We start from the raw sequence: 26,422 nt of genomic DNA on the forward strand, positions 1-26,422 counted from the left end.
TGTCCCATAATGCCAAGCATAATGATACTATTAAATACCCCTTAGGAGTAGGAGACTTGCATGGATAATCATCAAACTAATGCAGTAAATACGATGAACCTCACCGACAACTGGCAAGGCACTTCATGGCAACTCATTGGGCTGTCACCAGCGTTGGCGGATTTAACCATAGATATTGATAAAAGCTTAAGCATCGGACGCAGTGATAGCAATGATTTGGTATTAGCAACCTCACAAATCTCTCGCCAACACGCCAAGATTAACCGTATTGGTGGGCAATTGTATGTGCAAGACTTAGGCTCAAGCAATGGTACCTTTATCAATGGTGAGCGTATCAGTACAGACGCGCATGCTTTGCAAGCCACTGATGAACTTGCCTTTGCTGACTTGGTGTTTTTGGTGGTAAATGCCCCAGTCGATGCACGGGATGGTGCTAGTTTTCTCGATGGTTTACAAGACATTGAAAGCTTTACACCCACCACTGACATTCATACCCACACTGAATCAACTGCATCGGTTGAGCTCATATCACCGAACGCTGCATCCAACGCCGCGCTTGTGATAGATGTCATTACCACGCAAGATTTTTTACCTAGCGAGCAGCTGAGTAACACTCACGTCGAACAATCCGTACCCTCTGCAACGACAACAACAGTCGATGTAGCAAGCGTTGATAACCCAACATCGCCGCTAATTAATACACCGTCTCAGCCGCCTGTCGTCACCGAGGCAGTGCCAGTACCATCACAGCCCGTTGTCTCAGCCGTTCAGCCAGCGCAACCATTGCCTGTGAGCACAGTAGAAGCTGATGCAATCAAACCTGCGGCAAAGAAAAACGCCACAGTCGCGATAATAATCGTGGTGCTTATTGCGCTGATTATTGCATCCGTGTTGTTGATGTATTAGGGTTTAGGTAGCAAATAAGCGGCGCAAGGCGCCTAACATGCGGATTTAAATCATTAAATTTACGTTTTAGCAAAAAAAATGAAAAAAAACTAAAAAAACGCTTGCAAGATTAAAAATATTTGCTAAAATGCTCACCACTTTCAAGCGATACGCCGGCTTAGCTCAGTTGGTAGAGCAACTGACTTGTAATCAGTAGGTCGCCAGTTCGACTCCGGCAGCCGGCACCATCCTTTAACACCTCGTGTTAAGCGTACCTTGAAAGACAACTATGGTGGGGTTCCCGAGCGGTCAAAGGGGACGGACTGTAAATCCGTTGCGAGAGCTTCGAAGGTTCGAATCCTTCCCCCACCACCATTTGCCTGCTATTGTTATCTGAATATTCCCTAATCACGTTAACAGTAAGTCCAGTATGCTTGGGCGGGTCGCATTGCGGGTGTAGTTTAGTGGTAGAACCTCAGCCTTCCAAGCTGATGGTGCGGGTTCGATTCCCGCCACCCGCTCCATTATTCTAAACCAAAGTTTTGCTCATATAGCTCAGAGGTAGAGCACTCCCTTGGTAAGGGAGAGGTCCCGAGTTCAACTCTCGGTATGAGCTCCAGTTTTATAGAAAATAATTGATAGAAACCAAAAAATAGTTGAGGCAGCACAGTTGTGTTGCCTTTTGTTTTAGCAATAACAAAAAAGTTTGACCATAAAGATGAAGGCTATGGAAAAAACTTGAAATTTATGTTAAATTTGCTATTTTAGTGACCTAGCAACACTCAAATTGGCAACACCAGCACTGGCAATACAGATTACACCAGTTGGTTTATAGCTTTGAGCTAGGGTATTGCTAACAGTTTAACAATGATCAGAGGATTAAATTATGGCAAAGGCCAAGTTTGAACGTACTAAACCACACGTTAACGTAGGCACCATTGGACACGTTGACCATGGTAAAACAACCCTAACAGCTGCGATTGCGACCGTAGCAGCAAAACACAACGGTGGTGAAGCCAAAGACTACGCGTCAATTGACTCAGCCCCTGAAGAAAAAGCCCGTGGTATCACCATCAACACCTCACACATTGAATATGACACCCAAGCACGTCACTACGCACACGTAGACTGTCCTGGCCATGCTGACTATGTTAAAAACATGATCACCGGTGCCGCACAGATGGACGGCGCTATCCTAGTCGTATCAGCCACTGACGGTCCAATGCCACAAACCCGTGAACACATCCTACTATCACGCCAAGTAGGTGTACCATACATCATCGTATTCATGAACAAATGTGACATGGTTGATGACGAAGAACTACTAGAGCTCGTCGAAATGGAAGTACGTGAACTACTATCAAGCTACGACTTCCCTGGCGATGACACCCCAATCATCAAAGGTTCTGCCCTAGAAGCCCTAAACGGCGGCGAAGGCAAATACGGTGAACCAGCGGTGCTAGAACTGCTTGACACCCTAGACAGCTACATCCCAGAACCAGAACGTGCGATTGACAAACCATTCTTGATGCCAATCGAAGACGTATTCTCAATCTCTGGACGTGGTACAGTCGTAACCGGCCGTATAGAATCAGGCATCATCAAAGTTGGTGAAGAAATTGAAATCGTTGGTATCAAACCAACCACCAAAACCACCTGTACTGGCGTTGAAATGTTCCGTAAACTGCTAGACGAAGGTCGTGCAGGCGAGAACTGTGGTATACTACTACGTGGTACCAAACGTGAAGACGTACAACGTGGTCAAGTATTGGCTAAACCAGGTTCAATCAAACCACACACCAAATTTGACGCAGAAGTATACGTACTATCAAAAGAAGAAGGTGGTCGTCACACCCCATTCTTAAATGGTTACCGTCCACAATTCTACTTCCGTACTACTGACGTAACTGGCGCAATCCAATTACCAGAAGGTACAGAGATGGTAATGCCTGGCGATAACGTTGAAATGAACGTAGAGCTAATCCACCCAATCGCAATGGACCAAGGTTTACGCTTTGCAATCCGCGAAGGTGGCCGTACTGTAGGTGCGGGTGTTGTTGCTAAAGTTAACGACTAATCGTTAATAAGCATACAAAAGAGTCACTTCGGTGGCTCTTTTTTTATGGAAATAAATTATGACGGTAATATCGATATATAAGTTAGATAAAACGAGTACACAAGATAATACTTCGCAGCAAGTACTGGCGCAGCTGGCACAAATTGAATCGAAGCTGTTTGTCCACGATGCTTGGTCGGCTGCACAAATCAATTCACTGCTCGCGCAGCCATTTAACCATATAATTTATGCGACAGACGAGCTAAATCAGCGATTGATTGGCTATTGCATTTACAGCCACATATTTGAAGATGCAGAGATTTTAAAAATTGGAACTTGCCTTGATTATCAACAGCAAGGTATTGCAAGCCAATTGCTAACGGCTATGGCGCAAATGTGCCAAGTAGCGGGCGCCGAGCGGATGCTATTAGAGGTAAGAGAAGATAATCATGCTGCCCTTGCATTTTATCAAAAACATGGGTTTGAACAGATTGCCGTTCGCAAAAATTACTACGATAATCATGACACGACCAAAACCCATGCGTTAATTATGCAGCGCAAATTCAACGCTAAGTAGTATTCCACATGTTTAGGTAATGCGCTTTTATCGCCTGTTGAAGCAGTGGCTCAACTTGCGCGGCTGTGACAGCCTCATCGAAGCGATACCACTGTTGATTGATTAATAATTCAGTGGGATAAAAACGCGATTTATACGCCATCTTATCCGAACCTGGTACCCAAAAACCTAAATACAAATAAGGTAATCCAAGACGTTTAACATAGTCAATTTGGGTAAGTATCGCAAGGGTGCCTAAGCTGTTGATTGTTGCATCAGGATCATAGAAAGTATAGACCGCGGATATGCCGTCATCTAATTGGTCGCAAACTGCCACCATGACTAATTCATCATGAAGCCAAAACTCCATAAAAAATGACTGGGTAAAGCTATATTGTAAAAACTGTTTAAACCCTTGTAAATTGGGTGGATACATATCGCCATCACTATGGCGAGCGCAGATATAGCGAGCATATAGCATAAAATGCGATTCATCGGCATCATCACAAGCCGTAATTACCACATCCATCTCGTGCGATTTTTGCCACAGTTTGCGCTGGGTACGATTGGGTTGAAACTCGTTAACAACTACACGCGTAGAGATACAGCGTTGACAATGAAAGCATACAGGGCGATATAGATGTTGTCCACTACGCCGATACCCGAGCCGTGAAAACTGAGAAAAAATAGGCGTACTTAAACGTTCATCCTTTGCTAATTCAATCAGTTCTAAACGTGCTGCACGGTCGGGCAAATAACTACACTGATGCAGCGGGGTCAACTGGCTGGTCAATGCTAGAGTCGAGGGGTGGGGTGGTTTTAACGTCATCGGTGCCTTTAAATACCCTTAACTTACCTAGATTTGCGCAGATGGCGGTAGATAATAAGTCATAAAATCCTCATTTAACAGTTGATTAAGTGGCAATTTTTGACCGCAAATCGATGACCAATCAATACTCGGTAGCGATAATTGTTGCGCGAGCTTATCTAAAAATTCCACTCTGGGCAGAATGGAGGCACCTAAACGCAACAAATGTGGGTTGGGCAACTGACAGTCCACCCAAGCAAATTGGGAATGTGCACACAGCTGCATTAACACAAAAAAAGCCGCTTTAGACGCATCTGTCACTCGGTGAAACATACTTTCACCAAAAAATGCTTGTCCTAGCTTTAGCCCATAGAGACCGCCAATCAGCTCATCATTATCCCAAATCTCGACACTGTAAGCGACTTGCTCGGCATGGAGCGCCGTATACGCTTCAATCATAGCGGGGCTGATCCAAGTGGCTGATGCAGAAGCTTGTGCATAGGTGCGGGTATCGGCACAGGCGGCGATGACCTCAGCAAAGGCAAGATTAAGGGAAAACGTCCAACCTGCATTTTTGATACGCCGTTTTAAGGTTTTACTGGCGCAAAAATCGCTAGGATAAATAATACAGCGCGGGTCAGGCGACCACCAAGCGATGGGCTCTCCTTCATTAAACCAAGGGAATATGCCTTGGCGATAAGCACACACTAAGGTATCAGCTGCCAAGTCACCCCCCAGCGCAATCAAGCCTTCACCGTCAGGGTCTGCCACCATCGGGTCGGGAAATTGATAACGGCAACCTAAAGGGCGTTGTAATGGGTGGTGATTTGGCAATGGCATTGTTCAAGGCATTAGCTAAACAGCAGTGGTGTTAGCTGATACCGTGGTATCGGCATTCGCTAGATTGACGATATCTAAATATTTTTCTGCATCCAACGCCGCCATACAACCCGTGCCTGCCGAGGTAATCGCTTGGCGATAGATATGATCTGCCACATCCCCACAAGCAAACACGCCCTCGACACTTGTCGCTGTCGCATTGCCATCTAGACCGCTTTTGACCACGATATAGCCATTATTCATCTCAAGCTGATCTTGGAAAATATCGGTGTTGGGTTTGTGCCCAATCGCCACGAACATACCAGGGGCGTTGATGGTTTTGGTAGATTGGTCTTGGAGGTTTTCAATCACCACACCCGTCACGCCTGCGTCATCACCCACCACTTCTTTGACTTGGCTGTTCCATTCGATGGTCACATTGCCATTTTTTTGTTTTTCAAATAATTGGTCTTGCAGAATTTTTTCTGATTTTAATTTATCACGTCGATGCACTAGGGTGACGTGGCTTGCGATGTTTGATAGATACAAGGCTTCTTCAACCGCCGTGTTGCCACCGCCAATCACCACCACAGGTTTGCCGCGATAGAAGAACCCATCACAGGTCGCACAGGCAGAAACGCCAAGCCCCATAAATTTTTGTTCAGAGGCGAGACCCAAGTATTGCGCTGATGCCCCTGTCGCTACAATGAGTGCGTCACACGTGTAAGTGGCGCTATTGCCCACTAAGGTGAAGGGTCGCTGAGTTAGGTTCACTTGGTTGATATGGTCATACACCAATTGGGTGCCAAAACGCTCGGCATGGGCTTGCATGCGTACCATCAAGTCAGGTCCCGTCAAGCCTTGTGGGTCGCCAGGCCAGTTATCAACTTCCGTGGTGGTAGTCAACTGCCCGCCAGTCTGCATACCTGTGATAATGACCGGTTTTAAATTGGCGCGCGCTGCATACACGGCGGCAGAATAACCCGCTGGACCTGAACCCAAAATAATAAGCTGGTGATGGATAATTTCTGACATACGTCTTTCCTAACAATCGCTGAATAATAAACTAAATAAAACATGTTAATTTTTGATTCATAAGTAAGATAGGGGCTAACATCGAAAATAGCAAGTAAATGTTATTTTTATAACAGATTCATCGCGAAATCAACGCTCAAGCAACGCTCAAAAATGGCGTTAGCTCGTTATCAAAAAATACCCTACTATCCGGCTTTGTTGGCTCAAACTGCATTTGTCATAGGGCTTGAATTGGCTGATTTAACAAAGCAATTTTTCGCAAAAAAAGCTCAGCAACTCACCACTGAGATTTGATATGATAGTCGATTAAAAGGGTGATTTTAATCAACGTTTTTCCCAAAATCATTGTTTTTTCACAATCATTATCAGTCAGTCATGGCGCAGCAAAGCGTTGGCTTACGGCTTATCCAAAGCAGGTTCAAATTCAAAGGTAAATTGCGTTGTCTTATTATATTCGTCAAAGTGTGCTTACGATTATCTGGCTAATCGTGGCATTGTTGTTAGTCATGTCCCTCATCAGTTATTCTGCCAATGATCCCAGTTGGTCGCATATCAGTAGTGCGACAAATGAAGTCAGTAACTTGGGAGGCACGGGTGGTGCGTGGCTGGCTGATATCTTGTATACGTTTTTGGGTGCGGCGAGCTGGTGGCTCATCGTCATTGCCTGTTATGAAGCTTGGAATGTATGGCGCCATGATGTAGAGCCTAATGGCTTGTTACGTTTTTTGGGGTATATCTTTTTAATCATTGCCACCGCAGGGCTGACAGGCGTGTTATCGTTTGGCTGGTTGGCGCAAGGCATGATCGGGCAAATCGTCGGCAACGGGCTTAGTGGTTTATTAACCTACTGGGGGACTTTGCTGTTTTTATTGGTGTTTATTGCCATCACCGTGACGTTTATTTTTGATTTACATTGGCATGAGATTTTATCAGGTCAAGCCATTCGCAGTCGCCTACAAGTTAAAGCCGCAGATGAAGAAGAAACCAATACTGAAACCAATACTGAAGCCAATACTGAGCTCAAGGCGACTGCGCAAGAAGCAAGCCAAGCAAAACCAAGCGACACCGCGCAACTGCCTTTGCCTTTAGCCTCCCACGACAACGAACAAGCGGCTGATTACAGTAATCATCTAGCGGATAATGGGGCGTTTGTTGGTAGTCCACTCGATGCGTTTTTGGATGAAACGGGCTTTAGTGAAATTAAAGATTATGAATGGCTCGAAGAAAACGATGCCACCAATCCATTTAAACCCGTCAGCTCAACCTATGTGGCAAATACCAAGCTGACCAAAAAACTCGATGAAAAACTACAAAGTGAAATCATTAAAAAACCGTTTAAAATGCCTACCTTGAACAGACCCCATTCGATACAGGTAGACTCGCAACGCACTGAGCCAACCCAGACAAAGCAGCCTAGTGTAGATAGTGTAGATAGTGTAGATAGTGTAGATGTATCGCAAGCTATGCCAACTATGGATGAAGCATCTATGATGTCTGCTATGTCTGCCATAGGCACAGGGGAGCTAGCGGATAAACACATCTCTGAGCCTATCACTGGTCGAGAGATGGCTGCACAGGACACGGCTATTGGGTCGTCAGATTTGGATGATTTACTTGGTAGCGTAGATGCTGAATATGACTTATCACAAAATCCTGTACTAGAGCCACCATTCGAGGGCATTGAAGTAGAAGGGATTGAAGTAGAAGGTATTGAGACACCACCCACCTCAGTCGCATCGTTATTGGGTATGCGACAAGTCCCACCGCAAGCCGTCACCCAGATTACTGGCAACGATATTGATGCTCCCGAGATTGATACCAACCAGATAACCCCTTCAATACCGACCCATAGTCGTTCGGTGGAGTCTGAGCTACTCGACGAAATCGAACAGCCCGCAGCGACTCAGGTCAACCAGCCGCTCGATATCAATGATGATAGCCTGTTTAGTCATAAATCGCGTGCCATGCAAACCGCAGCTTATCGTGCCAATTTAAGCCCGTTACCTGAGCTATCGCTGCTTGATTTGCCCGACCCCGACCGCAAGCCAAGCTATAGCCGCGAACAGTTGCAGCAGTTGTCAGCGCTATTAGAAATCAAGCTACAAGAATTTAATATCAAAGCAGAAGTGGTCAATGCGCAAATGGGTCCAGTGGTGACGCGATTTGAAGTCTCTCTAGCACCAGGGCTTAAAGCAAGCAAGGTGACAGGTATTGCCAAAGACTTGGCTCGGTCGCTATCGATGGCATCGGTGCGTGTGGTAGAAGTCATTCCAGGCAAACCTTATATCGGTATCGAAGTGCCCAATCCGCAGCGCCAGATGGTACGACTCATTGAACTGCTGAAAACAGAAGCTTATCAAGACCCCGATGGCTTGATCAGCATGGCAATGGGTAAAGATATTGCCGGTAGACCGGTTATTGCGGATTTGGCCAAAGCGCCACATATGCTAGTAGCAGGTACCACAGGCTCGGGTAAATCCGTGTTGGTGAATTCGCTGTTATTGTCAATGCTGCTCAAATACACACCAGAGCAGCTGCGATTGATTTTGATTGACCCCAAACAGCTCGAGCTTGCCAACTATGGCGATATTCCGCATCTGCTCACCCCCGTAGTCACCGATATGACCGAAGCAGCCAGTGCTTTGGCGTGGAGTGTGGCTGAGATGGAACGTCGTTATCAGCTGATGTCATTATTCAAAGTGCGTAAGCTTGATGAATTCAACAAAAAAGTCATAGCAGCCGAACAAAATGGTGAACCGTTACTGGATCCACTGTGGCGACCCAATGACAGCGTCAGCCAAGATAGAGCGCCAAAATTAAAACCGTTACCACAAATTGTGATTGTAGCAGATGAGTTTGCCGACATGATTATGCAGGTGGGTAAACAAGCCGAGGAGTTGATTACCAGACTTGCGCAAAAATCGCGCGCCGCAGGGATTCATTTGATTTTGGCGACCCAGCGCCCCTCAGTGGATGTGATTACTGGTTTGATTAAAGCCAATATTCCCGTCCGTGCCGCACTTCGCGTCAACTCAAAAGTCGACTCGCGTACCATTTTGGATGCCGGTGGCGCAGAGGATATGCTTGGGCATGGTGATATGCTGTTTTTAGGGCCTGGTCAAATCGAGCCAAACCGTGTACATGGTGCTTTTATCAGCGATGGGGAAGTCAACCGTGTGTGTGATGCATGGCGCGAGCGTGGCGCACCTAATTATATTGATAATATGTTTGATAACTTTGAGCTAAGCTCAGCACCAAGCGGTGGCGATGCTAGCGGATCTAGCAATGGCGAAGAAGACCCACTGTATGATGATGTAGTGGCATTTTTGCTCGAAACCCGTAAGGTCTCTGCATCAAGCATCCAGCGCAAATTTAGTATCGGCTATAACCGCGCAGCACGTATCGTTGATGCCATGGAAGAGGCAGGCTTGGTAAGCGGCATGACCAAAAGCGGTAAACGTGAGCTGTTGATGTAATTTTAATCATAAGCTTTAATCAAAAGGTGCAAATTTAGCACCTTTTGATTTTAAGTAATTATAGTATTCAGCATATTGTTTCAATAAACGTTTATTAGATTCATCTAGCTGCTCAAATAATTCATCATTTAACTTATCGTTAGCTTGAATAAATATTTCTGGATTTTGCTTGATAAAAGGTGTAGTAGGAGCAATTGGCAAATAACAATTAATAATGTTAAGTAGTCCACTAATATTATCCGGATTAAATTAAATTGCCTTATGAAAATATACCATGCCAGAGTAATCGTTTTCACAACCCGTTAAAAAGGGATTAAAAGCAACTAAAAGCCCTTGAAGCAGGTAGGCATCAGAAATTTCTTCAGCCGTAGAGTTATTATCAGCGATAAAATCTTTAAGCTGATTGAAAGCTTGAATTGCTTCGTCATCATTAAAATCAGCTAATTTTGAATTAATAAGATTTAGAATTTCTTCAACTGATTGCATATAATTCTCTTTAAAAAAAGGTGCACAAAAGCACCTTATTTAAAATAATTTAGAAATTAAAGTTTTGGAAACTCTAGCGACCAATGATTGACGAGTGGGTAGCGACGTTCACGCCCAAAGGCGCGGTGGGTAATCTTGGTGCCAATCGGCGCTTGACGACGTTTGTATTCATTGCGGTCTACCATACTGAGTACTTTTTTCACCACGTCTTTATCATAACCGGCTTCTACAATCGCATCATACCCAAAGTCGCGATCGATATACAGCTCCAGCATTTTATCGAGGGTATCATAATCAGGCAGACTGTCTTGGTCTTTTTGGTCAGGGCGAAGCTCGGCAGAAGGCGGACGCGTAATCACACGCTCGGGAATCACGGGCGTTTCTTCTAGGCGGTTGCGATAGTTGGCGAGAGCATATACTTGGGTTTTATACACATCTTTTAATACATCAAATCCGCCTGCCATATCCCCATATAGTGTCGCATAGCCCACGGCCATCTCTGACTTGTTGCCAGTGGTGATGACTAGATGACCAAATTTGTTGGACAATGCCATCAAAATCATGCCACGCGCACGGGCTTGGATATTTTCTTCCGTGGTGTCGGCGGTGGTGTTGCTAAACATTGGCGCTAGCGTATGACGCATACCTTCAACGGCGGCATGAATCGGGCACACAGTATAAGACACGTTGAGTCGGTGTGCCTGTGCTTGTGCGTCTTGTAGGCTGATTTGCGAGGTGTACTCATAGGGCATCATGACCGCATAAACTTTATCTGCACCTAAGGCATCAACGGCAATACATAGCGTGAGCGCCGAGTCTATCCCGCCTGACAACCCAACCAATACGCCTTTAAAGCCAGAATGATTGACATAATCACGCAAGCCGACAACCAGCGCTTGATAAGTTTCAGCGATTTGGCTGAGCGCAAGCGGTGATTTGCGCTGTTCTGATAATATCACTTGACCGCTTTGGGCATCGTGACGAGCAACCACATACAGCGTATGCTGCAAAAATCTTGGCGCTTCTTGCACGATTTTACCTTGAGCGTTGACGACCATCGAGCCGCCATCAAACACCAAGTCATCTTGACCGCCCACGCTATTGGCATACACAATCGGGATATTGTATTCAGTCGCACGACTTTTTAATAAAGCCTTACGTTGTTCTTGCTTGTTTTGCTCAAAGGGCGAGGCATTGAGGCTGATGATGATTTCCGCACCTTTTTCTTTCAGTGCGCGAATGGGCGCGTCTTGCCATAAATCTTCACAGATAAGTAGTCCGATGGTCAGCCCTTGATAGTCAAATAACACTTGGTTGTGACCGGTATTAAAATAGCGGCGTTCATCAAACACGCCATAGTTTGGCAGGCATTGTTTGTGATAAAAGCCTTTTTGCTGACCATTGTGAATGATAGCCACTGAATTAAACGTGCCATTTGGGTCAATGTGCGGATAACCCACTAGCATGACGATATCTTTTACTGTGTAGAGCACTTCAAAAGCAAGTTTCACGCGTGAGGCAAGACTTGGACGTAATAACAAATCTTCCGGCGGATAACCCAGCAGTGACAACTCAGGAAAGACAATGATATTAGCCCCCTTGTCACGGGCATCTTTAGCCAGCTCTACCATTTTTTTGGCATTATTGATGACATCACCGACAATAAATTGCTGCTGTGCCACCGCAATTTTTAGCCCCACCATAGAATCTGCTTGGTTAATTGGTTGGCTAGTCGGTTGGCTTGATGACTGAGAGGTTGACTGAGAAACTGATTGAGAATTTGACTCAGAAACTGATTGAGAAGTTGGCTGAGCAGGTTTTTGAGAAACTGGCTGTGGGTTTGCTGGTTGGCTTGGCGTAGTAGCTTCGGCGGTCATTGACTCACTCGGCAGCTGCGTTGGTACGCTATCATCTGGGGTTAAATCAAGGTGTGACATGAAAAATCCTTCAGTAAAAATTTGTTATGGGGTCGTCCCTTTAGTCATAGCCGTCTAAAACGGTATGCAAGCATCATGCCGCTATTATAATTATGGGTGGCAACAGCGATGACATTACAAGATAAAATTACTCTACATTATATCGCTTTATGATGTGTTTACAATTGCAATCTTTAGACGCTACAACCGAAAAATGCTGCAACTGGTAAAATTAGCCTAAACATAGCATGAATAACCCATCAATGCGCGATTTTTTGCAGTATAATCAAACCTTAGAATGCTAATTAACAGGCAGTCATAATTTTTAATTGGCAACGATGATTCGTTCATTAGACTTTCATTAGACAATGAGGTGAAGCGATGTTTAGCGCAATTTTTGTGGTTTTGGTGATTATGGGGCTTAGCTGGGTTGGGATGAAATGGATGTATCCGCGACCACCGCAAGGCTATTTACAGCCGCAGCCAGGCGAGAGTACCGAGCTGCGAGCGTGTGATTTTTGCCATCATACCTTGGCAGAGTGGCGAGGGATTGTAGAAGGGGATAAGTTCTTTTGTAATCAACAACACCAAGCGGATTTTCATGCTGGCAAACACTACCAGCGCGCGCAAAATTAGTCGAATTTTATTTTACACTTATTTTACACTAAAGACGTTAGGCAAAACGGGCAACGTCTGCTAACATTTTCCCCACCAGGTCTTGCGCTTGGCTTTCGTTTTCTTGATAGCGTTGTAAGTTTTCTGATTTTTCAAACAAGGTCAGCGCGCACAGTACCAATAATTGTTCTTGTGGTAGCTGAGGCGCTTGGCGGCGTACCTCTTGCATAAACTGGTTAATATAGCTTGCCGCACGCTGCAACGCAGGCTCTTCAGATTCTGGGCAGTTGATGGTATAGCTACGACCATTGATCAGGATATCAACTTTTTTAATGCTTTGGGCAGATGCCATAAGATTTTCCTAACGTATTCAAATTTTTTAAACATCACTAAGGCTGGCTATGGGGGCGGGTTAGTTTTCGCTGTCAATTTTTGCCAAGCGCTCTAACACAAGCTTGGTATGCTCTGCCGCAACGCGATTTTTTTCAATCAATTTTTGATTTTGTGCGGTAAAAATCTGTAATTGGTTTTGGGTTTGTTCGTATTCGGTACTTAGCATGTTGTGAGATTCGGCAAGTGACTGATAACGCTGCTCAAGTGCTTGATACTCTTCGGCTTGTCTGGCAAGTTGTTGTTGCAAATTTTGCTGCAGTTCTTTGCTGGCATTGAGCTCAGCTTGTACCGCTTGCAGTTGGTCTGCGGTAATGGTTGGCTGTGCTTTAATACGGGTTAGCTCGCTACTGGCGAATTGATATTTATCGCGAAGCTTAGTCAATGCGGTTTGTAGCTGGGTCAGTTGGTCAATTAGGGTGCTCATGATATGATGTCTAGTCAGTAATCGAGTGAATAATCAAGTGAATAATCAAGTGAATCATCAAGAGCGATATGATGGGCGCTCGTTGACATGAATAGCAAAAGGTTTTTTTAGTATAACTATAGCGTGAAGGCTTAAAATTTGAGTGATACTTATATTATTTTACCACTTTAATAATGCCATAGTTGACCGCATTAAGGCTAGTATTATCTCAATGTTGATATAATTTTTTGTGAAAAAAGGGTAAAGCGATGGATGATTATATTTCGGGTTGGCAGGATTGGACAAAAGCATTTGAGGATTGGCATGACGTCACAATTAGTGAGTTACATGGGCTAATTTCAGGGGTGCTCAGTGTGTGTGATGCGCCAACCGAGCAAGAGTGGCAACTGCTACTGACTGAGCTGAGCTTTACCGAGCTTGAGCCAAAAGCGTTAGAGATAGTGACCGAAGAGGGCGAGGATATGGTGGCGGTGTTAACCGATGATGCTGATAGCTATCAGTTTATGCCGCTTTTGCCCGATGATGACCATCCACTGTATGAGCGTTTGATGGCACTTAAGAACTGGGCAAATGGCTTTTTGACAGGCTTTGGCATCACTGATAGTGCGCTACGTCCGGAAGAAAATACCCTATTTAATGACTTGGCAAAAATCGGCGCGCTGCGGATTGATGTGTATGATGAGGCGCTGCAAGGGACAGACAATGCTGAAGGCGAAATTGAATATATGGAGCTACTTGAGTTTGTGCGCATGATTCCTGTGAGTGTGTCACAAGGGCGAGTGCGTAAATCAGTCGCCAAGTTGCCGCTCATCGCAGGATTTGCCATGAATCGCCCTGTAGGCAAAGCCCAAGAGGTTGATGAGGCGCATTTGGATTTTATTGAGCAGCTACGTGATGATGAACTCGATTGGGAAGCAGAAAAAGATACCAATGATGATTTTGTTACCCATATGGTCATAGATGCCATGACCGGTAAAAAGCCGAATTGATGCTAATACCCTATTTCGACTAGATTTACCCTGATAGGCTGTTTTAATGGTTTAAAATTTGAGAAAAATGGAACGACTATGGGCTATCCATCCAACGCCGTAGACTGGTTAACAAAGCTGATTGGTTTTAATACTGTCAGTCGCTACTCCAATTTGCAATTGATTGAGTATGTGGCGGGCTATTGTGAGCAGTTGGGATTGTCGCCACGTTTGACCTTTAATACAGATAATACCAAAGCCAACCTCTTTGTGACTGTACCTGCGATGGGTAAGGGTGATAGCGTCCTGACAGGGGGATTTGTGTTTTCTGGGCATACCGATGTGGTGCCCGTTGATGGGCAGGCATGGGATACCGATCCGTTTGTGGCGACCATTATGGAAGATAAGCTATACGGGCGTGGGGCTTGTGATATGAAAGGCTTTATTGCTTGTGCCTTAACCCTGTTGCCCACTGTGGTGCAAGCAAGCCGCGATAGCACGCTCAACAAACCGATTCATTTGGCACTGTCGTATGATGAAGAAGTGGGCTGTTTGGGTGCGCCATTACTGCTTGCAGATTTAAAAGCCCAAGGGATTAAGCCCGACTACTGTATCGTCGGTGAGCCGACCATGATGAAAATGGTCACCGCGCATAAAGGCATCCAAGTGTATCGCTGCCGCGTGCATGGCAAATCAGTACATTCATCGCTGACCCCGCAAGGCGTCAATGCCATCAGCTATGCCAGCAAAATTATCAATTTTATTGATACACTTGCCGAACAATTGCAACAACGTAACGACCAAGACATGGCGTTTGACGTACCGTTTTCGACCTTGTCAGTGGGCACTATTAGCGGCGGTACAGCAACCAATATCGTGCCTAACCTGTGCGAATTTACCTTTGATTACCGTAATTTGCCGCACATGAATGAAAGCCAAGTGATTGAGCCGATTCGCGCCTTTATCAAAACCCTTGAGCCTAAGATGCACGCCATTGACAGCGACACGGGCATTGAGCTAACTCGCAACGAAAATGTCCCTGCGATGACCGATAAAGATAGCCAAGCCTTGCAACAGCTCATAGAAAATTTGGTGGATGAACAACAGCGCCATAAAGTGGCGTATGCCACCGAAGGCGGGCAGTTTACCAATGCAGGCATTCCGACGGTGATTTGCGGACCTGGCGATATTGGCAACGCCCATAAAGCCAATGAGTTTGTCAGTCTAAACCAATTAGCAAAATGCGAAAGCTTCTTACAGCAAATTCTTCAACAATGCTGTGACAGCCATTAAAAATTTTTGGAAACATCATGTCAAATCAATTAACCATACAGTTGTTACCCAAGCTCCCCCAAAGCCAATTTGCCAAACGCCGTGCTAAACTTGCTGAAGCCTTGCCAAACAATAGCATTGCGATTTTGCAAACCGCACCTGCGCATATCCGCAACAACGATGCTGAGTACAAATACCGCGCCGACAGCAGTTTTTTCTACCTGACAGGCTTTGCCGAGCCAGAATCAGTCATGGTTTTGGAAAAAACTGACCATGCCGTCAACTACACGTTATTTTTACGTGAGAAAGACAAACTACGTGAGATTTGGGATGGTAAACGGGTAGGGCTTGAGGGGGCAACCGCAGAATTTGGCGCGGATAAAGCGATTGCCATTGGCAAAATTGATGAGGTGATGCCGACCCTGATTTTTGGTAAAAAACACGTGTTTGCCCGCTTTAATAATGAGCTGATTGGCTGGCTTAATCAAGCCAAACAGCTGCAGCGCGGCGAAGGTATGGTCGATACCGTCACCAATATTGACAGCCTTATCAATGAAATGCGGCTGATAAAAGATGAGTCTGAAATTGCACGCATGAAAGTCGCTGCCCAAATCAGTGCTTACGGGCATATTCGTGCCATGCAAAGTGTGGCACCCTTGATGCAGAAAAATCAGGGCAATGAAAGCCGACTGGAAGCTGAAGTCAATTATGCTTTTGCCCAATACGGCTGCGTACCCTCTTATAATAGCATCGTGGCTGGCGGCGACAATGCCAATATTTTGCACTATGTCGAAAACGACCAACCGCTGCACGACGGCGACTTGGTGATGATAGATGCGGGCGCCGAATACCAACATTATGCCGGTGATATCAGCCGTACTTTTCCTGTGAGTGGCAAGTTCAGCGACGTGCAAAAACAAGTGTATGATATTGTGCTCAATGCCAATATCGCCGCCATCAACAGCCTAAAAGCAGGCGAGCATAGCAAAATCCATCATGAAACTGCGCTCAAAGTCCTGACCCAAGGCTTGATTGAGTTGGGGATTTTGACAGGCGATGTCGATAAGTTAATTGCCGATAAAGCCTACTTGCCGTTTTATATGCATGGCACAGGGCATTGGCTTGGCTTAGATGTGCACGATGCAGGGCGCTACAATGGCGACGACGGTAAACCCAGAAAGCTTGAGAAAGGCATGGTGATTACCGTTGAGCCAGGCTTGTATTTCGCCCATGACAATGCATTGGTACCCAAGAAATATCGGGGTATTGGCATTCGGATTGAGGATGATGTGGTCATTACCGACGGTGAGCCGCTGGTGCTCACCCATGACGTACCAAAAACAACGGAGGCGATTGAAGCGCTCATGCAGCAAAAAGTTGATTCATAGATATCTTCCATAGCTATATGGATAGCTGACCTTTGTATGATACAAACCTAGATGATATAAACAAAAAAAGCCCAAGACAGTTGGGCTTTTTGTGGTCAATTGCTAATAGGTGTTTGAGGCATCAGTTGGTGGATGTGCCAAATGTTCGATTTTATCTTCGGGCAAGTTTGTCAATAAATGGATGCGCTGAGAGAGTTGGCGCAATACTTGGCTAAAGGCAGCTTTTTCCACTTCACTATCCGCTGATACACTGTCCGTATCATTGATATGCCAATGTGCGGTCAGCGGGAATTTGCCATCAATGTCGGCATGTTGCTGTAAAGAATTGCACAGCCCAATCACCAAATCAATCTTTGGCGCGTTGTGTTGTAAAAACTGCTTGACGGATTTGGGCGCTAAGCTTGTGACATCATAACCTTCTTGTTTTAATACCTCAAGCGTGAATGGATGCGCGCTAGCGGATGGCTCAACGCCTGCGCTATAGGCTACAAAACGGTCACCACCAATTTTATTCAAAATTGCTTCTGCCATTAGGCTACGGCTAGCATTGTGCTTGCACAAGAACAACACGTTATAAGGCTGCATCATCAATAAGTCCCTTGTCATCATTCTGCGAACGGTCAGCACGTTTGGGCGTGCAATTTTTGAAAATGAAATTTTACCTTCAATAGCAAAAAATTGCTATCAAAATCCCCACAATTGTGCAAGTTTAAACCGTTGACATTAACCGCTTGGTTTTGCCAACAATTCGCCATCAAGTAGGTGAAAAAATTATTGATTCCAAAAAGTAATATTTAGTATAAAAATAATTTGCGTTTAATGAATTTTAAAAATAACCATTATAAATATTTGATTTTATTGTATTTTATATAACTGCAAAAAAATAATGACTTGCTTGTATAACTTTTGGTTGGGTTTTGTGAAAAGAAAGTTTGACATTAACTATTGATTCATGAAAAATCTACATACTGCAAGATTCTCGTTGCAATTTTTTCAATTTTTTACAAATATTTTTTTCTTTATACGTTCGAGGTAAAAATGACTCAACAGCGTGAAAATTGGTCGGCTCGCTCAGGATTTATTCTGGCTGCTATTGGGTCGGCTGTAGGGTTAGGCAACATATGGCGCTTCCCTTATGTGGCTTATGAGAATGGCGGTGGTGCTTTTATGGTGCCTTATCTAATAGCATTAATAGCAGCTGGATTTCCTTTGCTATTTTTGGATTATGTGGTCGGTCAAAAATATCGCGGCGCGCCACCAACGGCATATAAACGTATGGTCAAGTCTGCTGAACCAATTGGTTGGTGGCAGGTGCTAGTGTGTGCCATCATTGGCATTTATTACGCTAGTGTTTTGGGATGGGCGGGCAGCTATGTATTCTTCTCATTTGGACAACAATGGGGTGCTGATACAGAAGCGTTTTTCTTCAAAACTTTCTTGCAAAATGCAGACACATTGAACTTTACTTTCGTGCCAAATCTCTTATGGTCATTGGTGTTAGTATGGTTAGTTGCATTGTTTATTATGTTCGCTGGGGTAAAAAAAGGTATTGAATTATCTAATCGTATTTTTATCCCCCTTTTGGTTGTCATGTTCACTATTCTTGTAGTGCAGTCGTTACGCTTACCAGGCGCAACAGAGGGTCTTAATGCGTTCTTTACCCCAAATTGGTCGGCAATGGCAGACCCGAAAGTTTGGTTGGCGGCATTTGGACATGTCTTTTTCTCAATGTCGATTGGCTTTGGTATCATGGTGACGTATGCCTCTTACCTTAAACGTAATGCCAATTTGACGGGTTCTGGCTTGGTAGTTGGCTTCGCTAATTCATCATTTGAATTGCTTGCAGGTATTGGTATTTTCTCGGCGTTAGGTTTTATGGCACAAGCATCAGGTAAACCAGTTGCTGAAGTCGTAAGTGGTGGTATCGGCTTGGCGTTTATTGCCTATCCTAAAATTATCTCAAGTATGGGTGATTTGGGAAATATTATTGGTTTCTTATTCTATGCATCGTTGACCGTGGCAGGCTTAACCTCAATGGTTAGTATTCTAGAAGTACCGATTTCGGCGTTTCGTGACAAGTTTGGTTGGTCTCGAAACAAGGCAGTGAGTATTGTCGGAGGTGTGTCTGCTGTGATTTCTATTTTGATGTTCTCAACTCAAAATGCAATTACTTTTGTCGATATCATTGATAATTTCGCCAATAACATCGGTATTGTATTGGGTGCAATCTTGTCAATTATTTGGGTTTTCTGGCTTAATCGCTCATTAATTCCTGTTTTAACCAACCATATCAACCGCATCTCAAGTTTTAAAGTGGGTAAAGGGTGGGTATTTACATTGACTGTAATCACGCCAGTTGCGTTGATTGCGGCGTTGATTTTGACCTTAAAGTCTTTGCTTACTGAAGGTTATGGTGAATATCCGATGATGACCCAAGCCATTTTTGGTTGGGGCGTAGTTGCAATATTTGCTGTGGGTGCAATGCTATTGAGCAGCATGAAACATAAGTAACTAACAAATCGATTGACGATATAAGGAACAAATCATGAATGGTTCAGCAATGATTTTGATGGTGTTTGCGATGGCATTTATTTGGGGGGGGTTAATTTGGTCTTCATTACACTTACTGAAAAACCCAGACCTTCCACTCGAAACTATCCCTGAAGAGCATCATGACTAATAAAAAAACCCCGAATCGTCGGGGTTTTTTTCTTTCACTGAAACATTAATTGGTGCCATATTCTTGGCGTTTTGTGGCAAAAAAGCGCTCTAGCCGATCCATCGCTTCATGCAAATCTGATGCATTGGGCAAAAATACCACACGAAAGTGGTCAGGCGCGTGCCAGTTAAAGCCCGTACCTTGTACCATCAAGACTTTTTCTTGCAGTAATAATTCCATCATAAACTGCATATCATCTTCGATTGGATAAATCTCACGGTCAATTTTTGGGAAACAATAAAACGCCCCTTGTGGCATGGTGCATGAGATACCTTTAATGGCGTTTAGGCGCTCGATAGCGATGTTGCGCTGCTGATACAGGCGACCGGTTGGTGCGGTCAAGGCTTGCATACTTTGATAGCCACCCATCGCCGTTTGAATCGCGTATTGTGAAGGCACGTTGGCACACAGCCGCATCGATGATAGCATGGTTAACCCTTCGATAAAATCAGCCGCATGGTGTTTTTTACCCGATAACATCATCCAGCCTGAGCGAAAACCTGCGATACGGTGCGACTTTGACAAGCCATTATAGGAGATAACCAAGCAGTTTTTGGCAAGGGTGCACATCGGTACATGCACGGCATCATCATACAGCACGCGGTCATAAATCTCATCTGCCATCAGTACAAGCCCGTGTTTTTCTGCCAGTGCCACGATTTTTTTTAAATTTTCGGTAGAATAAAGCGCGCCTGTTGGGTTGTTTGGGTTGATGACCACAATGCCTTTGGTGCGCTCATTGATTTTGCTTTCGATATCTGCAATATCTGGCTGCCAGTTGTCTGCTTCATTACACAGATAATGAACCGCTTTACCCCCTGCCAAATTCGTCGCCGCTGTCCAGAGCGGGTAGTCAGGCATAGGAATCAGCACTTCATCGCCATCATCCAGTAACGCTTGCATGGTCATCACAATCAGTTCAGAGACGCCATTGCCCAAATACACATCGGCAACGTCTACCGCTTCTAACAATCCTTTGGCTTGGTAATACTGCAAAATCGCTTTACGCGCGGCAAAAATCCCTTGAGAGTCTGAATAGCCAATGGCATTGGGCAAATTCATCGCCACATCTGATAAAATCTCTTGCGGTGCTTCAAACCCAAATGGCGCAGGGTTGCCGACATTAAGTTTGATGATTTTATGACCTTGTGTCTCCATGCGGTTGGCAGTTTGTAGCAAAGGACCGCGAATGTCATAGCACACGTTTTGCAGTTTGTTGGATTTGTTCAAAGTTTTCATGGTAGATACATCACTACTAGGTTTGGGATTGGGTTTGGGATTGGGTTTGGGATTAGGTTTAGAATGGTTGGGTTGAAAATTGGTAGCAGCAGGCGTCCTCGCTTGAGCCGTTTGACCCTGCCACGGGTTCGCTTGATTGGCATCGCTTGATGCTTGTGCTACAGTAGTGTCATTGAGCGTATGCGCTGCGAATGCTTGGGTGCTGACGCTTTGACTTTCCACCCCAGTACCCGATAGCAAATAGCTTTCGCTACACCCTAACAGGCTGGCAAGCACAGGCAGTTTATTGGACACGATGCCATTGGAGCCGCGCTCCCAATTAGAAATCGCGGCACGGCTAACTTTAGCACCAGCTTGGGTCATTAAATCGGCAAGTTCAGCAGTGGTCAGACCTTTGCTTTTACGCAGCTGCGTCAAGCGTTGTCCAGCCGATAGTTTAGCGTCAGTGAGCATAGCGGGGATTCCGGTTGAATATCAATGAATCATATTAATTTTGTCAGAAATACTGACAAAATTAAAGTGTAAATATTGTAGATAACTGCCAATAGATAAACTACGCTTGTCAAAGTGATAATGCAAGAAAAACTTACAATTTTTTAACTAACAACTTTTTAACTAACAACTTTTTAACTAACAATAAGGAGATTTACTATGGAAGATTTTTACCAATTGTCCGCGACCGATATTCGAGGTCAGCTATTTGATTTTGACACCTTAAGAGGTAAAGTTGTATTGATTGTGAATACCGCAAGCAAATGCGGCTTTACCCCACAGTTTGAGGGCTTAGAAAAGCTATACCAAGCTTACAAAGACCAAGGGTTGGTGGTGTTGGGTTTTCCCTGCAACCAATTTGGTCAGCAAGATCCTGGCAATGAAGCGCAAATTAGTGAGTTTTGCCAAATCAATTATGGCGTCACCTTTCCGATGATGGCGAAAGTTGACGTCAATGGTAAAGACACCCATCCTGTGTATCAGTTTTTAAAATCACAGCCACAAGGCAAGGGTATGTTGGGCGACGCCATCAAATGGAACTTTACCAAGTTTTTAGTTGACCCACACGGCAGAGTCGTAGATCGTTTTGCACCGACCAAAGCCCCACAAGACCTTGAAACGGATATCAAAGCACTACTGGCGCAACCGTGAGAAAAAGCTTGAGAGAAAAAATAAAAAGGATTTAATTGGGGGAATTAAATCCTTTGGGTGACAAGCGATAGAGACATTGTTATTATTGTTATCTTATTATTCTTATTGTTAGCTATGACCTTGCTGGCCATGTACGTATGATAGGTTTTTTATGTGACAACCACATGACATACTCAGTAAAATTTTTAAAAAATTTTAACATTTGCCAAAAAAATCGTTGACAGCAAAAATAAATTCTCTATAATACCCACCACAGACGATGGGTCGTTAGCTCAGTTGGTAGAGCGTCTGCCTTACACGCAGAATGTCGGCGGTTCGAATCCGTCACGACCCACCAATTTGACAACTTTGGGTCATCGTCATCAGCTACCGTGCAGTGGTAGTTCAGTTGGTTAGAATACCGGCCTGTCACGCCGGGGGTCGCGGGTTCGAGTCCCGTCCGCTGCGCCACTTATTTTAGTGGAACTAAAAACGAAATTTTTAAAGTTTTATGCCTCAAATCTCCCCTGATTTGAGGTTTTTTTTGGCTTAAATTTTATACTAAGTTATTGATTTTAAAAAATATATTATTTTATGCATTTTTATCTTGATGTGATTAGGAAAATTGATTTTGATTGTTAAGTTGAAAAGATATTTATTTTTAATATTTAAGTAAAACTAACGTGACCAAACGCTTGTGACCAAAACGTGACCATTGTGTGAGCAAAAATTTTGGCTGACGGTCTGTAGGGTCACCCGCCAATTATTAAAGCCAATGATTAAAATACAAAAAGTACAGTAAAAATTAAAAGGCGGATTTCATTACAAGCTGTCAGGCAACCAAAAGTCATGCAATCGAACAACAAAGTCTCGAATTTTATTGCATCAGCTAGACCGCAATATCCCCATCGCCCCACTACTAACTTGCCAATGTGTTTTCCTCTAAGCCCATCATTGAAATCATCCTGATTATCCAATGGAGTAGCAATCCAGACGAGGCGTCAGTTAACCAAATTAAAGTAGATAAACCGATGATGTATGTTGAATCAACCCCTGCGTAATGATATTGGGTTATTAAATAAAATTAATTAATCCTATTTTCTCGGCTCTACTGAAATGTTACAGTATGTTAAGATATATATTCTTCATAATCAGAAACTTAGTTTTGTTTTTGTAATATATAAGCCCTGTTAAATCTTGCTGTAATTTGAATTATTGTAAATAATTTGTTAAGGTTGCTTTCCAGTTAATCTAATGAAAAGATATCTTTATGAGTTCTGTGAAAGTCGAAAAATTCGGCCCTTTTCCTCGGGTTAATCGCCCTGTTTTTATTGCATCCGCATTGCTGATTGTCGGATTTATTATTTTTGGTTCGTTATTTGGTGAGTTGGCAGGTGAGGTTTTTAACCAACTGCAGTCTTTTATTACCCACCGTTTTCGTTGGCTTTTTATCATTTTGATGAATGTTACGGTGGTGTTTAGCCTATATATTGCCTTGAGTCGTTATGGCGATATTCGGCTTGGGCATCAGACAGAGCATCCTGAGTATAGCTTACTGTCATGGTTTGGGATGCTGTTTAGTGCGGGGATTGGGATTGGTCTGTTGTATTGGGGGACGGCAGAGCCGTTATATCATTTTATGTCGCCTCCGATGGGGCAAGCCGAAACCGTAGAAGCGGCTAAACAAGCGATGAGTATTTCGTTTTTGCATTGGGGAATTCATGCGTGGGCATTATATTGTGTCGTGGCGTTGTCATTGGCGTATTTTCATTATCGCCGTGGCTTGCCGTTGTCGATTCGCTCGGTACTGTACCCATTGATTGGTCAAAAAATCTATGGCAAATGGGGACATGTGGTCGATACCCTTGCGGTGTTTGGCACGATGTTTGGAGTGGTGACTTCCTTAGGGCTGGGTGCGATGCAAATCAATGCAGGCTTTAGCAATGTGTTTGGTATTCCCAACAATGTCCCAGTACAGCTTTGTTTGATTGCGATTATTACCGCGATGGCGACGTTATCCGTGATGATGGGGCTGGATAAAGGGATTAAACGCTTAAGCGATATCAATATTGTGCTGACTGTGTTGCTGCTTGGCTTTATGTTATTTTTTGGTCCGACCCAGTTTATCATCGATAGTTTTATTGAAAATATCGGCAATTATGTCAGTCAACTTATTCCACTAGGATTTTGGAGTGAGGCGTATAGCAATACGGATTGGCAGGCAAATTGGACGATTTTTTATTGGGCATGGTGGGTGAGTTGGTCACCATTTGTGGGAATTTTTGTGGCGCGTATTTCTCGGGGTCGGACTATCAGAGAGTTTATTTTTGGGGTGTTATTTATCCCGATGCTGTTATTGTTCTTTTGGTTTACCACCTTTGGCGGCAGCGCGGTACACATGGAATTGATGGGCAATTATGGGCTTATTGAAGCAGTCAAAACCGATTATGGTAGTGCGATTTTTAAACTGATTGAATATTATCCTTTAACCAAACCTTTGACGCTGGTGATTGTGGTGATGATTATGTTGTGGTTTGTCACTTCGTCAGATTCGGCAAGCCTTGTGATTGATATGCTCACCGCAGGCGGCGATACCAATCCGCCGAAAATCCAGCGGTTATTTTGGGCATTGAGCCAAGGGGTGATTGCTGCGGTGTTATTGGTGGCAGGTGGGTTATCTGCGTTGCAAGCGGTCGCGATTATTGCAGGCTTCCCGTTTGCCATCGTGGTGTTTGTGATGATGTATTGTCTATGGCGAGGGCTAACACGCGATAGATTGACTTTGTACCGTAATCAACAGTGGTATATCACGGCAGAGTCTGCTGAACATAATTCAGCAAATGAATTTATTGATGAGCATTTATTGCTCGGTCCGCCGGTGGTAGCTAAAGATGAGTAATATTGTTTTTCTTGATTAACATAAATAGACGGGTGCAAGCATCGCAAAGCTGATGCCCGTCTAGGTAGTCAACCACTGGGCTTAATTCACAGAGTGACAGCTTAGACATACGTTACAAAGAAAAACGCTATAATAAATGCCTAATGTATGGCAATATTTGATATTCCCATAAAATTGTATGCCCATCAAATAATGAGGAAACCCCAATGAGCAAGCCTGAAAAACCTTTTATTGCGCTTAATATCGCAATCTTAACTGTATCAGACACCCGCAGTTTAGAAGAAGATACCTCTGGTAAATACCTAGCCGATAGCCTTGTCAAATCAGGACATACCCTGGCGGAGCGAGCCATACGTACCGATGATATTTATCAAATCCGTGCGATCGTGAGTCAATGGATTGCCGACCCTGCGATTCACGCTATCATTACCACCGGCGGGACAGGTTTTTATATTCGTGACCAAATCCCTGAAGCCTTAAGCCCGCTGTTTGATAAAGAAGTACAAGGTTTTGGTGAGATGTTCCGCACGTTATCTCGTGATGAAATCGGCATGTCAACCTTGCAATCTCGCGCCCTAGCAGGCATGGCGAATAATACGGTGATTTTTTGTTTACCTGGCTCCTCGGGTGCCTGTCGCACAGGCTGGGAAGGCATCATCAAAGAACAGCTCGACAACCGTACGCGTCCTTGTAACTTTGTGCCGCATCTGATGCGTGAAAATCCAAAACATGACCATTAAATTGGCAGGGGTGGTGATTTTGGCGGGGGGTGAATCATCTCGGATGGGTTCGCCCAAGGCGTTATTAAGCTTGCCAAATGGTGAGACTTTGCTTGATTTTCATATTCGTCATGCCAAACGCTTAAATGTTCCTGTGATGGTGGCGGATAATGGTAAGCGCTTATGCCATGATACAACCGTCAAAATCATTGATGATTATCTGCCAAATCAACAAAATGGCAAAGGAGCAGGGGCGTTATCAGCCATGGCAAGTGCCATGAATCAAGTCATGTCTCCTTACCATTATTTACTGGTGATAAGTTGTGATAGTTTGGTTCATGCCCATCAAGTTTTTGATAAGTTGCATTATGCAGTAACCGATAATGAAGCGGTGATTTATTTAAAAGCTGAAAAGGATTATCCATTGTTGGGTTTGTATCGTACGGATTTATTAATAAAATTATACGATTATTTGGATAAGGGTCAGCGCGCAGTGATGAAATTTTTGGCGGATAAAAAAATACAAACCGCTGCATTGCCGAATGAATGGATAACTTTAGCAAATTTTAATACCAAAAATGAATTTGATTTGGCGTTGAACTCACTCAATGACATAGGATAAATAGG

24 protein-coding genes, 6 tRNA genes and 1 pseudogene are annotated in these 26,422 nt (G+C 44.2%); 20 read left to right on the forward strand and 11 right to left on the reverse strand.

Annotation, left to right across the window (positions count from 1 at the left end):
• The first annotated feature begins 60 nt into the window (after positions 1 to 60).
• The 7 genes from AXE82_RS09055 to rimI all read left to right on the forward strand — a co-directional run bounded on the left by AXE82_RS09055 (position 61) and on the right by rimI (position 3,518).
• Positions 61 to 906, forward strand: a complete 846-nt coding sequence (locus AXE82_RS09055) for an FHA domain-containing protein (protein WP_062333868.1) — start codon at positions 61 to 63, stop codon at positions 904 to 906.
• A gap of 151 nt (positions 907 to 1,057) precedes the next feature.
• A tRNA-Thr gene (locus AXE82_RS09060) sits at positions 1,058 to 1,133 on the forward strand.
• Positions 1,134 to 1,176: 43 nt separating this feature from the next.
• Positions 1,177 to 1,260: transfer RNA gene (locus tag AXE82_RS09065), tRNA-Tyr, on the forward strand.
• 75 nt (positions 1,261 to 1,335) lie between these two features.
• Positions 1,336 to 1,409: transfer RNA gene (locus AXE82_RS09070), tRNA-Gly, on the forward strand.
• A 20-nt stretch (positions 1,410 to 1,429) separates the two neighbouring features.
• Positions 1,430 to 1,504, forward strand: a tRNA-Thr gene (locus AXE82_RS09075).
• A 267-nt stretch (positions 1,505 to 1,771) separates the two neighbouring features.
• Entirely contained in the window at positions 1,772 to 2,962 is a 1,191-nt protein-coding gene (gene tuf / locus AXE82_RS09080; RefSeq protein ID WP_062331575.1) for an elongation factor Tu, read from the forward strand.
• 58 nt (positions 2,963 to 3,020) lie between these two features.
• Positions 3,021 to 3,518 carry a ribosomal protein S18-alanine N-acetyltransferase gene (gene rimI / locus AXE82_RS09085; protein WP_082741452.1) on the forward strand — a complete coding sequence of 166 codons (498 nt, stop codon included), beginning with the start codon at positions 3,021 to 3,023 and terminating at the stop codon, positions 3,516 to 3,518.
• Here the strand turns inward: rimI and AXE82_RS09090 are convergent.
• The 3 genes from AXE82_RS09090 to trxB are packed head-to-tail and all read right to left on the reverse strand — an operon-like array spanning position 3,511 to position 6,159.
• The gene (locus AXE82_RS09090; RefSeq protein ID WP_062333871.1) at positions 3,511 to 4,326 is read right to left on the reverse strand and encodes an arginyltransferase; all 816 of its coding nucleotides are present in this window, start codon (positions 4,324 to 4,326) and stop codon (positions 3,511 to 3,513) included. The two genes, rimI and AXE82_RS09090, sit on opposite strands and share 8 nt — an antisense overlap.
• A gap of 27 nt (positions 4,327 to 4,353) precedes the next feature.
• On the reverse strand, positions 4,354 to 5,145 hold the full coding sequence (aat, locus tag AXE82_RS09095) for a leucyl/phenylalanyl-tRNA--protein transferase (RefSeq protein ID WP_062333874.1): 792 nt from the start codon (positions 5,143 to 5,145) through the stop codon (positions 4,354 to 4,356).
• Positions 5,146 to 5,160: 15 nt separating this feature from the next.
• Positions 5,161 to 6,159: a thioredoxin-disulfide reductase gene (trxB, locus tag AXE82_RS09100; RefSeq protein WP_062333878.1), complete on the reverse strand. Its 999-nt coding sequence runs from the start codon at positions 6,157 to 6,159 to the stop codon at positions 5,161 to 5,163.
• Between the two features lie 440 nt (positions 6,160 to 6,599).
• Between trxB and AXE82_RS09105 the strand changes: the two genes are divergently transcribed.
• Positions 6,600 to 9,635 (forward strand): DNA translocase FtsK, encoded by a 3,036-nt coding sequence (locus tag AXE82_RS09105; protein ID WP_065252110.1) that lies wholly within the window; start codon positions 6,600 to 6,602, stop codon positions 9,633 to 9,635.
• A 15-nt stretch (positions 9,636 to 9,650) separates the two neighbouring features.
• On the opposite strand, the gene AXE82_RS09110 is transcribed toward AXE82_RS09105, so the two are convergent.
• The 3 genes from AXE82_RS09110 to AXE82_RS09120 are packed head-to-tail and all read right to left on the reverse strand — an operon-like array spanning position 9,651 to position 11,824.
• The gene (locus tag AXE82_RS09110; protein WP_062333882.1) at positions 9,651 to 9,836 is read right to left on the reverse strand and encodes a hypothetical protein; all 186 of its coding nucleotides are present in this window, start codon (positions 9,834 to 9,836) and stop codon (positions 9,651 to 9,653) included.
• 48 nt (positions 9,837 to 9,884) lie between these two features.
• Positions 9,885 to 10,121, reverse strand: a complete 237-nt coding sequence (locus tag AXE82_RS09115) for a hypothetical protein (RefSeq protein WP_062333885.1) — start codon at positions 10,119 to 10,121, stop codon at positions 9,885 to 9,887.
• A gap of 56 nt (positions 10,122 to 10,177) precedes the next feature.
• Positions 10,178 to 11,824, reverse strand: coding sequence for an NAD+ synthase (locus tag AXE82_RS09120; protein WP_197931515.1), 1,647 nt, complete (start codon positions 11,822 to 11,824; stop codon positions 10,178 to 10,180).
• Positions 11,825 to 12,418: 594 nt separating this feature from the next.
• Between AXE82_RS09120 and AXE82_RS09125 the strand changes: the two genes are divergently transcribed.
• Positions 12,419 to 12,673: a hypothetical protein gene (locus tag AXE82_RS09125; protein ID WP_062333888.1), complete on the forward strand. Its 255-nt coding sequence runs from the start codon at positions 12,419 to 12,421 to the stop codon at positions 12,671 to 12,673.
• Positions 12,674 to 12,710: 37 nt separating this feature from the next.
• Here AXE82_RS09125 and AXE82_RS09130 read toward each other — a convergent pair whose 3' ends face one another.
• Together AXE82_RS09130 and AXE82_RS09135 are read right to left on the reverse strand one after the other, a co-directional pair.
• A complete protein-coding gene (locus AXE82_RS09130; protein WP_062333890.1) occupies positions 12,711 to 13,004 on the reverse strand; it encodes a cell division protein ZapA in 294 nt (97 codons plus the stop codon).
• 60 nt (positions 13,005 to 13,064) lie between these two features.
• A complete protein-coding gene (locus tag AXE82_RS09135) occupies positions 13,065 to 13,469 on the reverse strand; it encodes a hypothetical protein (protein WP_062333893.1) in 405 nt (134 codons plus the stop codon).
• A 248-nt stretch (positions 13,470 to 13,717) separates the two neighbouring features.
• Between AXE82_RS09135 and AXE82_RS09140 the strand changes: the two genes are divergently transcribed.
• The 3 genes from AXE82_RS09140 (at position 13,718) to AXE82_RS09150 (ending at position 17,097) form a co-directional block, all read left to right on the forward strand.
• Complete coding sequence (locus AXE82_RS09140) at positions 13,718 to 14,458, forward strand: UPF0149 family protein (protein WP_062333896.1); 741 nt, start codon at positions 13,718 to 13,720, stop codon at positions 14,456 to 14,458.
• 78 nt (positions 14,459 to 14,536) lie between these two features.
• On the forward strand, positions 14,537 to 15,730 hold the full coding sequence (gene argE, locus AXE82_RS09145) for an acetylornithine deacetylase (protein WP_062333899.1): 1,194 nt from the start codon (positions 14,537 to 14,539) through the stop codon (positions 15,728 to 15,730).
• 17 nt (positions 15,731 to 15,747) lie between these two features.
• Positions 15,748 to 17,097: an aminopeptidase P N-terminal domain-containing protein gene (locus AXE82_RS09150; RefSeq protein ID WP_062333907.1), complete on the forward strand. Its 1,350-nt coding sequence runs from the start codon at positions 15,748 to 15,750 to the stop codon at positions 17,095 to 17,097.
• A gap of 102 nt (positions 17,098 to 17,199) precedes the next feature.
• Here AXE82_RS09150 and AXE82_RS09155 read toward each other — a convergent pair whose 3' ends face one another.
• Complete coding sequence (locus AXE82_RS09155) at positions 17,200 to 17,685, reverse strand: arsenate reductase ArsC (protein WP_062333910.1); 486 nt, start codon at positions 17,683 to 17,685, stop codon at positions 17,200 to 17,202.
• A gap of 450 nt (positions 17,686 to 18,135) precedes the next feature.
• On the opposite strand from AXE82_RS09155, the gene AXE82_RS09160 reads away from it, so the two are divergent.
• Together AXE82_RS09160 and AXE82_RS11910 are read left to right on the forward strand one after the other, a co-directional pair.
• On the forward strand, positions 18,136 to 19,608 hold the full coding sequence (locus tag AXE82_RS09160) for a sodium-dependent transporter (protein ID WP_060996069.1): 1,473 nt from the start codon (positions 18,136 to 18,138) through the stop codon (positions 19,606 to 19,608).
• Positions 19,609 to 19,642: 34 nt separating this feature from the next.
• Positions 19,643 to 19,777, forward strand: coding sequence for a methionine/alanine import family NSS transporter small subunit (locus AXE82_RS11910; protein WP_065252111.1), 135 nt, complete (start codon positions 19,643 to 19,645; stop codon positions 19,775 to 19,777).
• 45 nt (positions 19,778 to 19,822) lie between these two features.
• Here the strand turns inward: AXE82_RS11910 and AXE82_RS09165 are convergent, their stop codons facing one another.
• Together AXE82_RS09165 and AXE82_RS12465 are read right to left on the reverse strand one after the other, a co-directional pair.
• Positions 19,823 to 21,055, reverse strand: a complete 1,233-nt coding sequence (locus AXE82_RS09165; RefSeq protein ID WP_227713395.1) for a pyridoxal phosphate-dependent aminotransferase — start codon at positions 21,053 to 21,055, stop codon at positions 19,823 to 19,825.
• A gap of 297 nt (positions 21,056 to 21,352) precedes the next feature.
• A pseudogene (locus AXE82_RS12465) lies at positions 21,353 to 21,508 on the reverse strand (helix-turn-helix domain-containing protein); the annotation flags it as partial.
• 198 nt (positions 21,509 to 21,706) lie between these two features.
• On the opposite strand from AXE82_RS12465, the gene AXE82_RS09170 reads away from it, so the two are divergent.
• From AXE82_RS09170 to mobA, 6 genes are all read left to right on the forward strand, one after another.
• Complete coding sequence (locus AXE82_RS09170) at positions 21,707 to 22,198, forward strand: glutathione peroxidase (protein ID WP_062333916.1); 492 nt, start codon at positions 21,707 to 21,709, stop codon at positions 22,196 to 22,198.
• Positions 22,199 to 22,459: 261 nt separating this feature from the next.
• Positions 22,460 to 22,535 (forward strand) — tRNA-Val (locus AXE82_RS09175).
• Between the two features lie 36 nt (positions 22,536 to 22,571).
• A tRNA-Asp gene (locus AXE82_RS09180) sits at positions 22,572 to 22,648 on the forward strand.
• A gap of 799 nt (positions 22,649 to 23,447) precedes the next feature.
• Entirely contained in the window at positions 23,448 to 25,076 is a 1,629-nt protein-coding gene (locus AXE82_RS09185) for a BCCT family transporter (RefSeq protein ID WP_062333918.1), read from the forward strand.
• 206 nt (positions 25,077 to 25,282) lie between these two features.
• Positions 25,283 to 25,816 carry a molybdenum cofactor biosynthesis protein B gene (gene moaB / locus AXE82_RS09190; RefSeq protein WP_062333921.1) on the forward strand — a complete coding sequence of 178 codons (534 nt, stop codon included), beginning with the start codon at positions 25,283 to 25,285 and terminating at the stop codon, positions 25,814 to 25,816.
• Positions 25,806 to 26,417 carry a molybdenum cofactor guanylyltransferase gene (gene mobA / locus AXE82_RS09195; protein WP_062333925.1) on the forward strand — a complete coding sequence of 204 codons (612 nt, stop codon included), beginning with the start codon at positions 25,806 to 25,808 and terminating at the stop codon, positions 26,415 to 26,417. Before moaB ends, mobA begins: the two co-directional genes overlap by 11 nt.
• Positions 26,418 to 26,422 lie beyond the last annotated feature (5 nt).

Origin of the sequence: Moraxella osloensis (assembly GCF_001553955.1) — a bacterium.
Classification (GTDB): Bacteria; Pseudomonadota; Gammaproteobacteria; order Pseudomonadales; family Moraxellaceae; genus Faucicola; species Faucicola osloensis.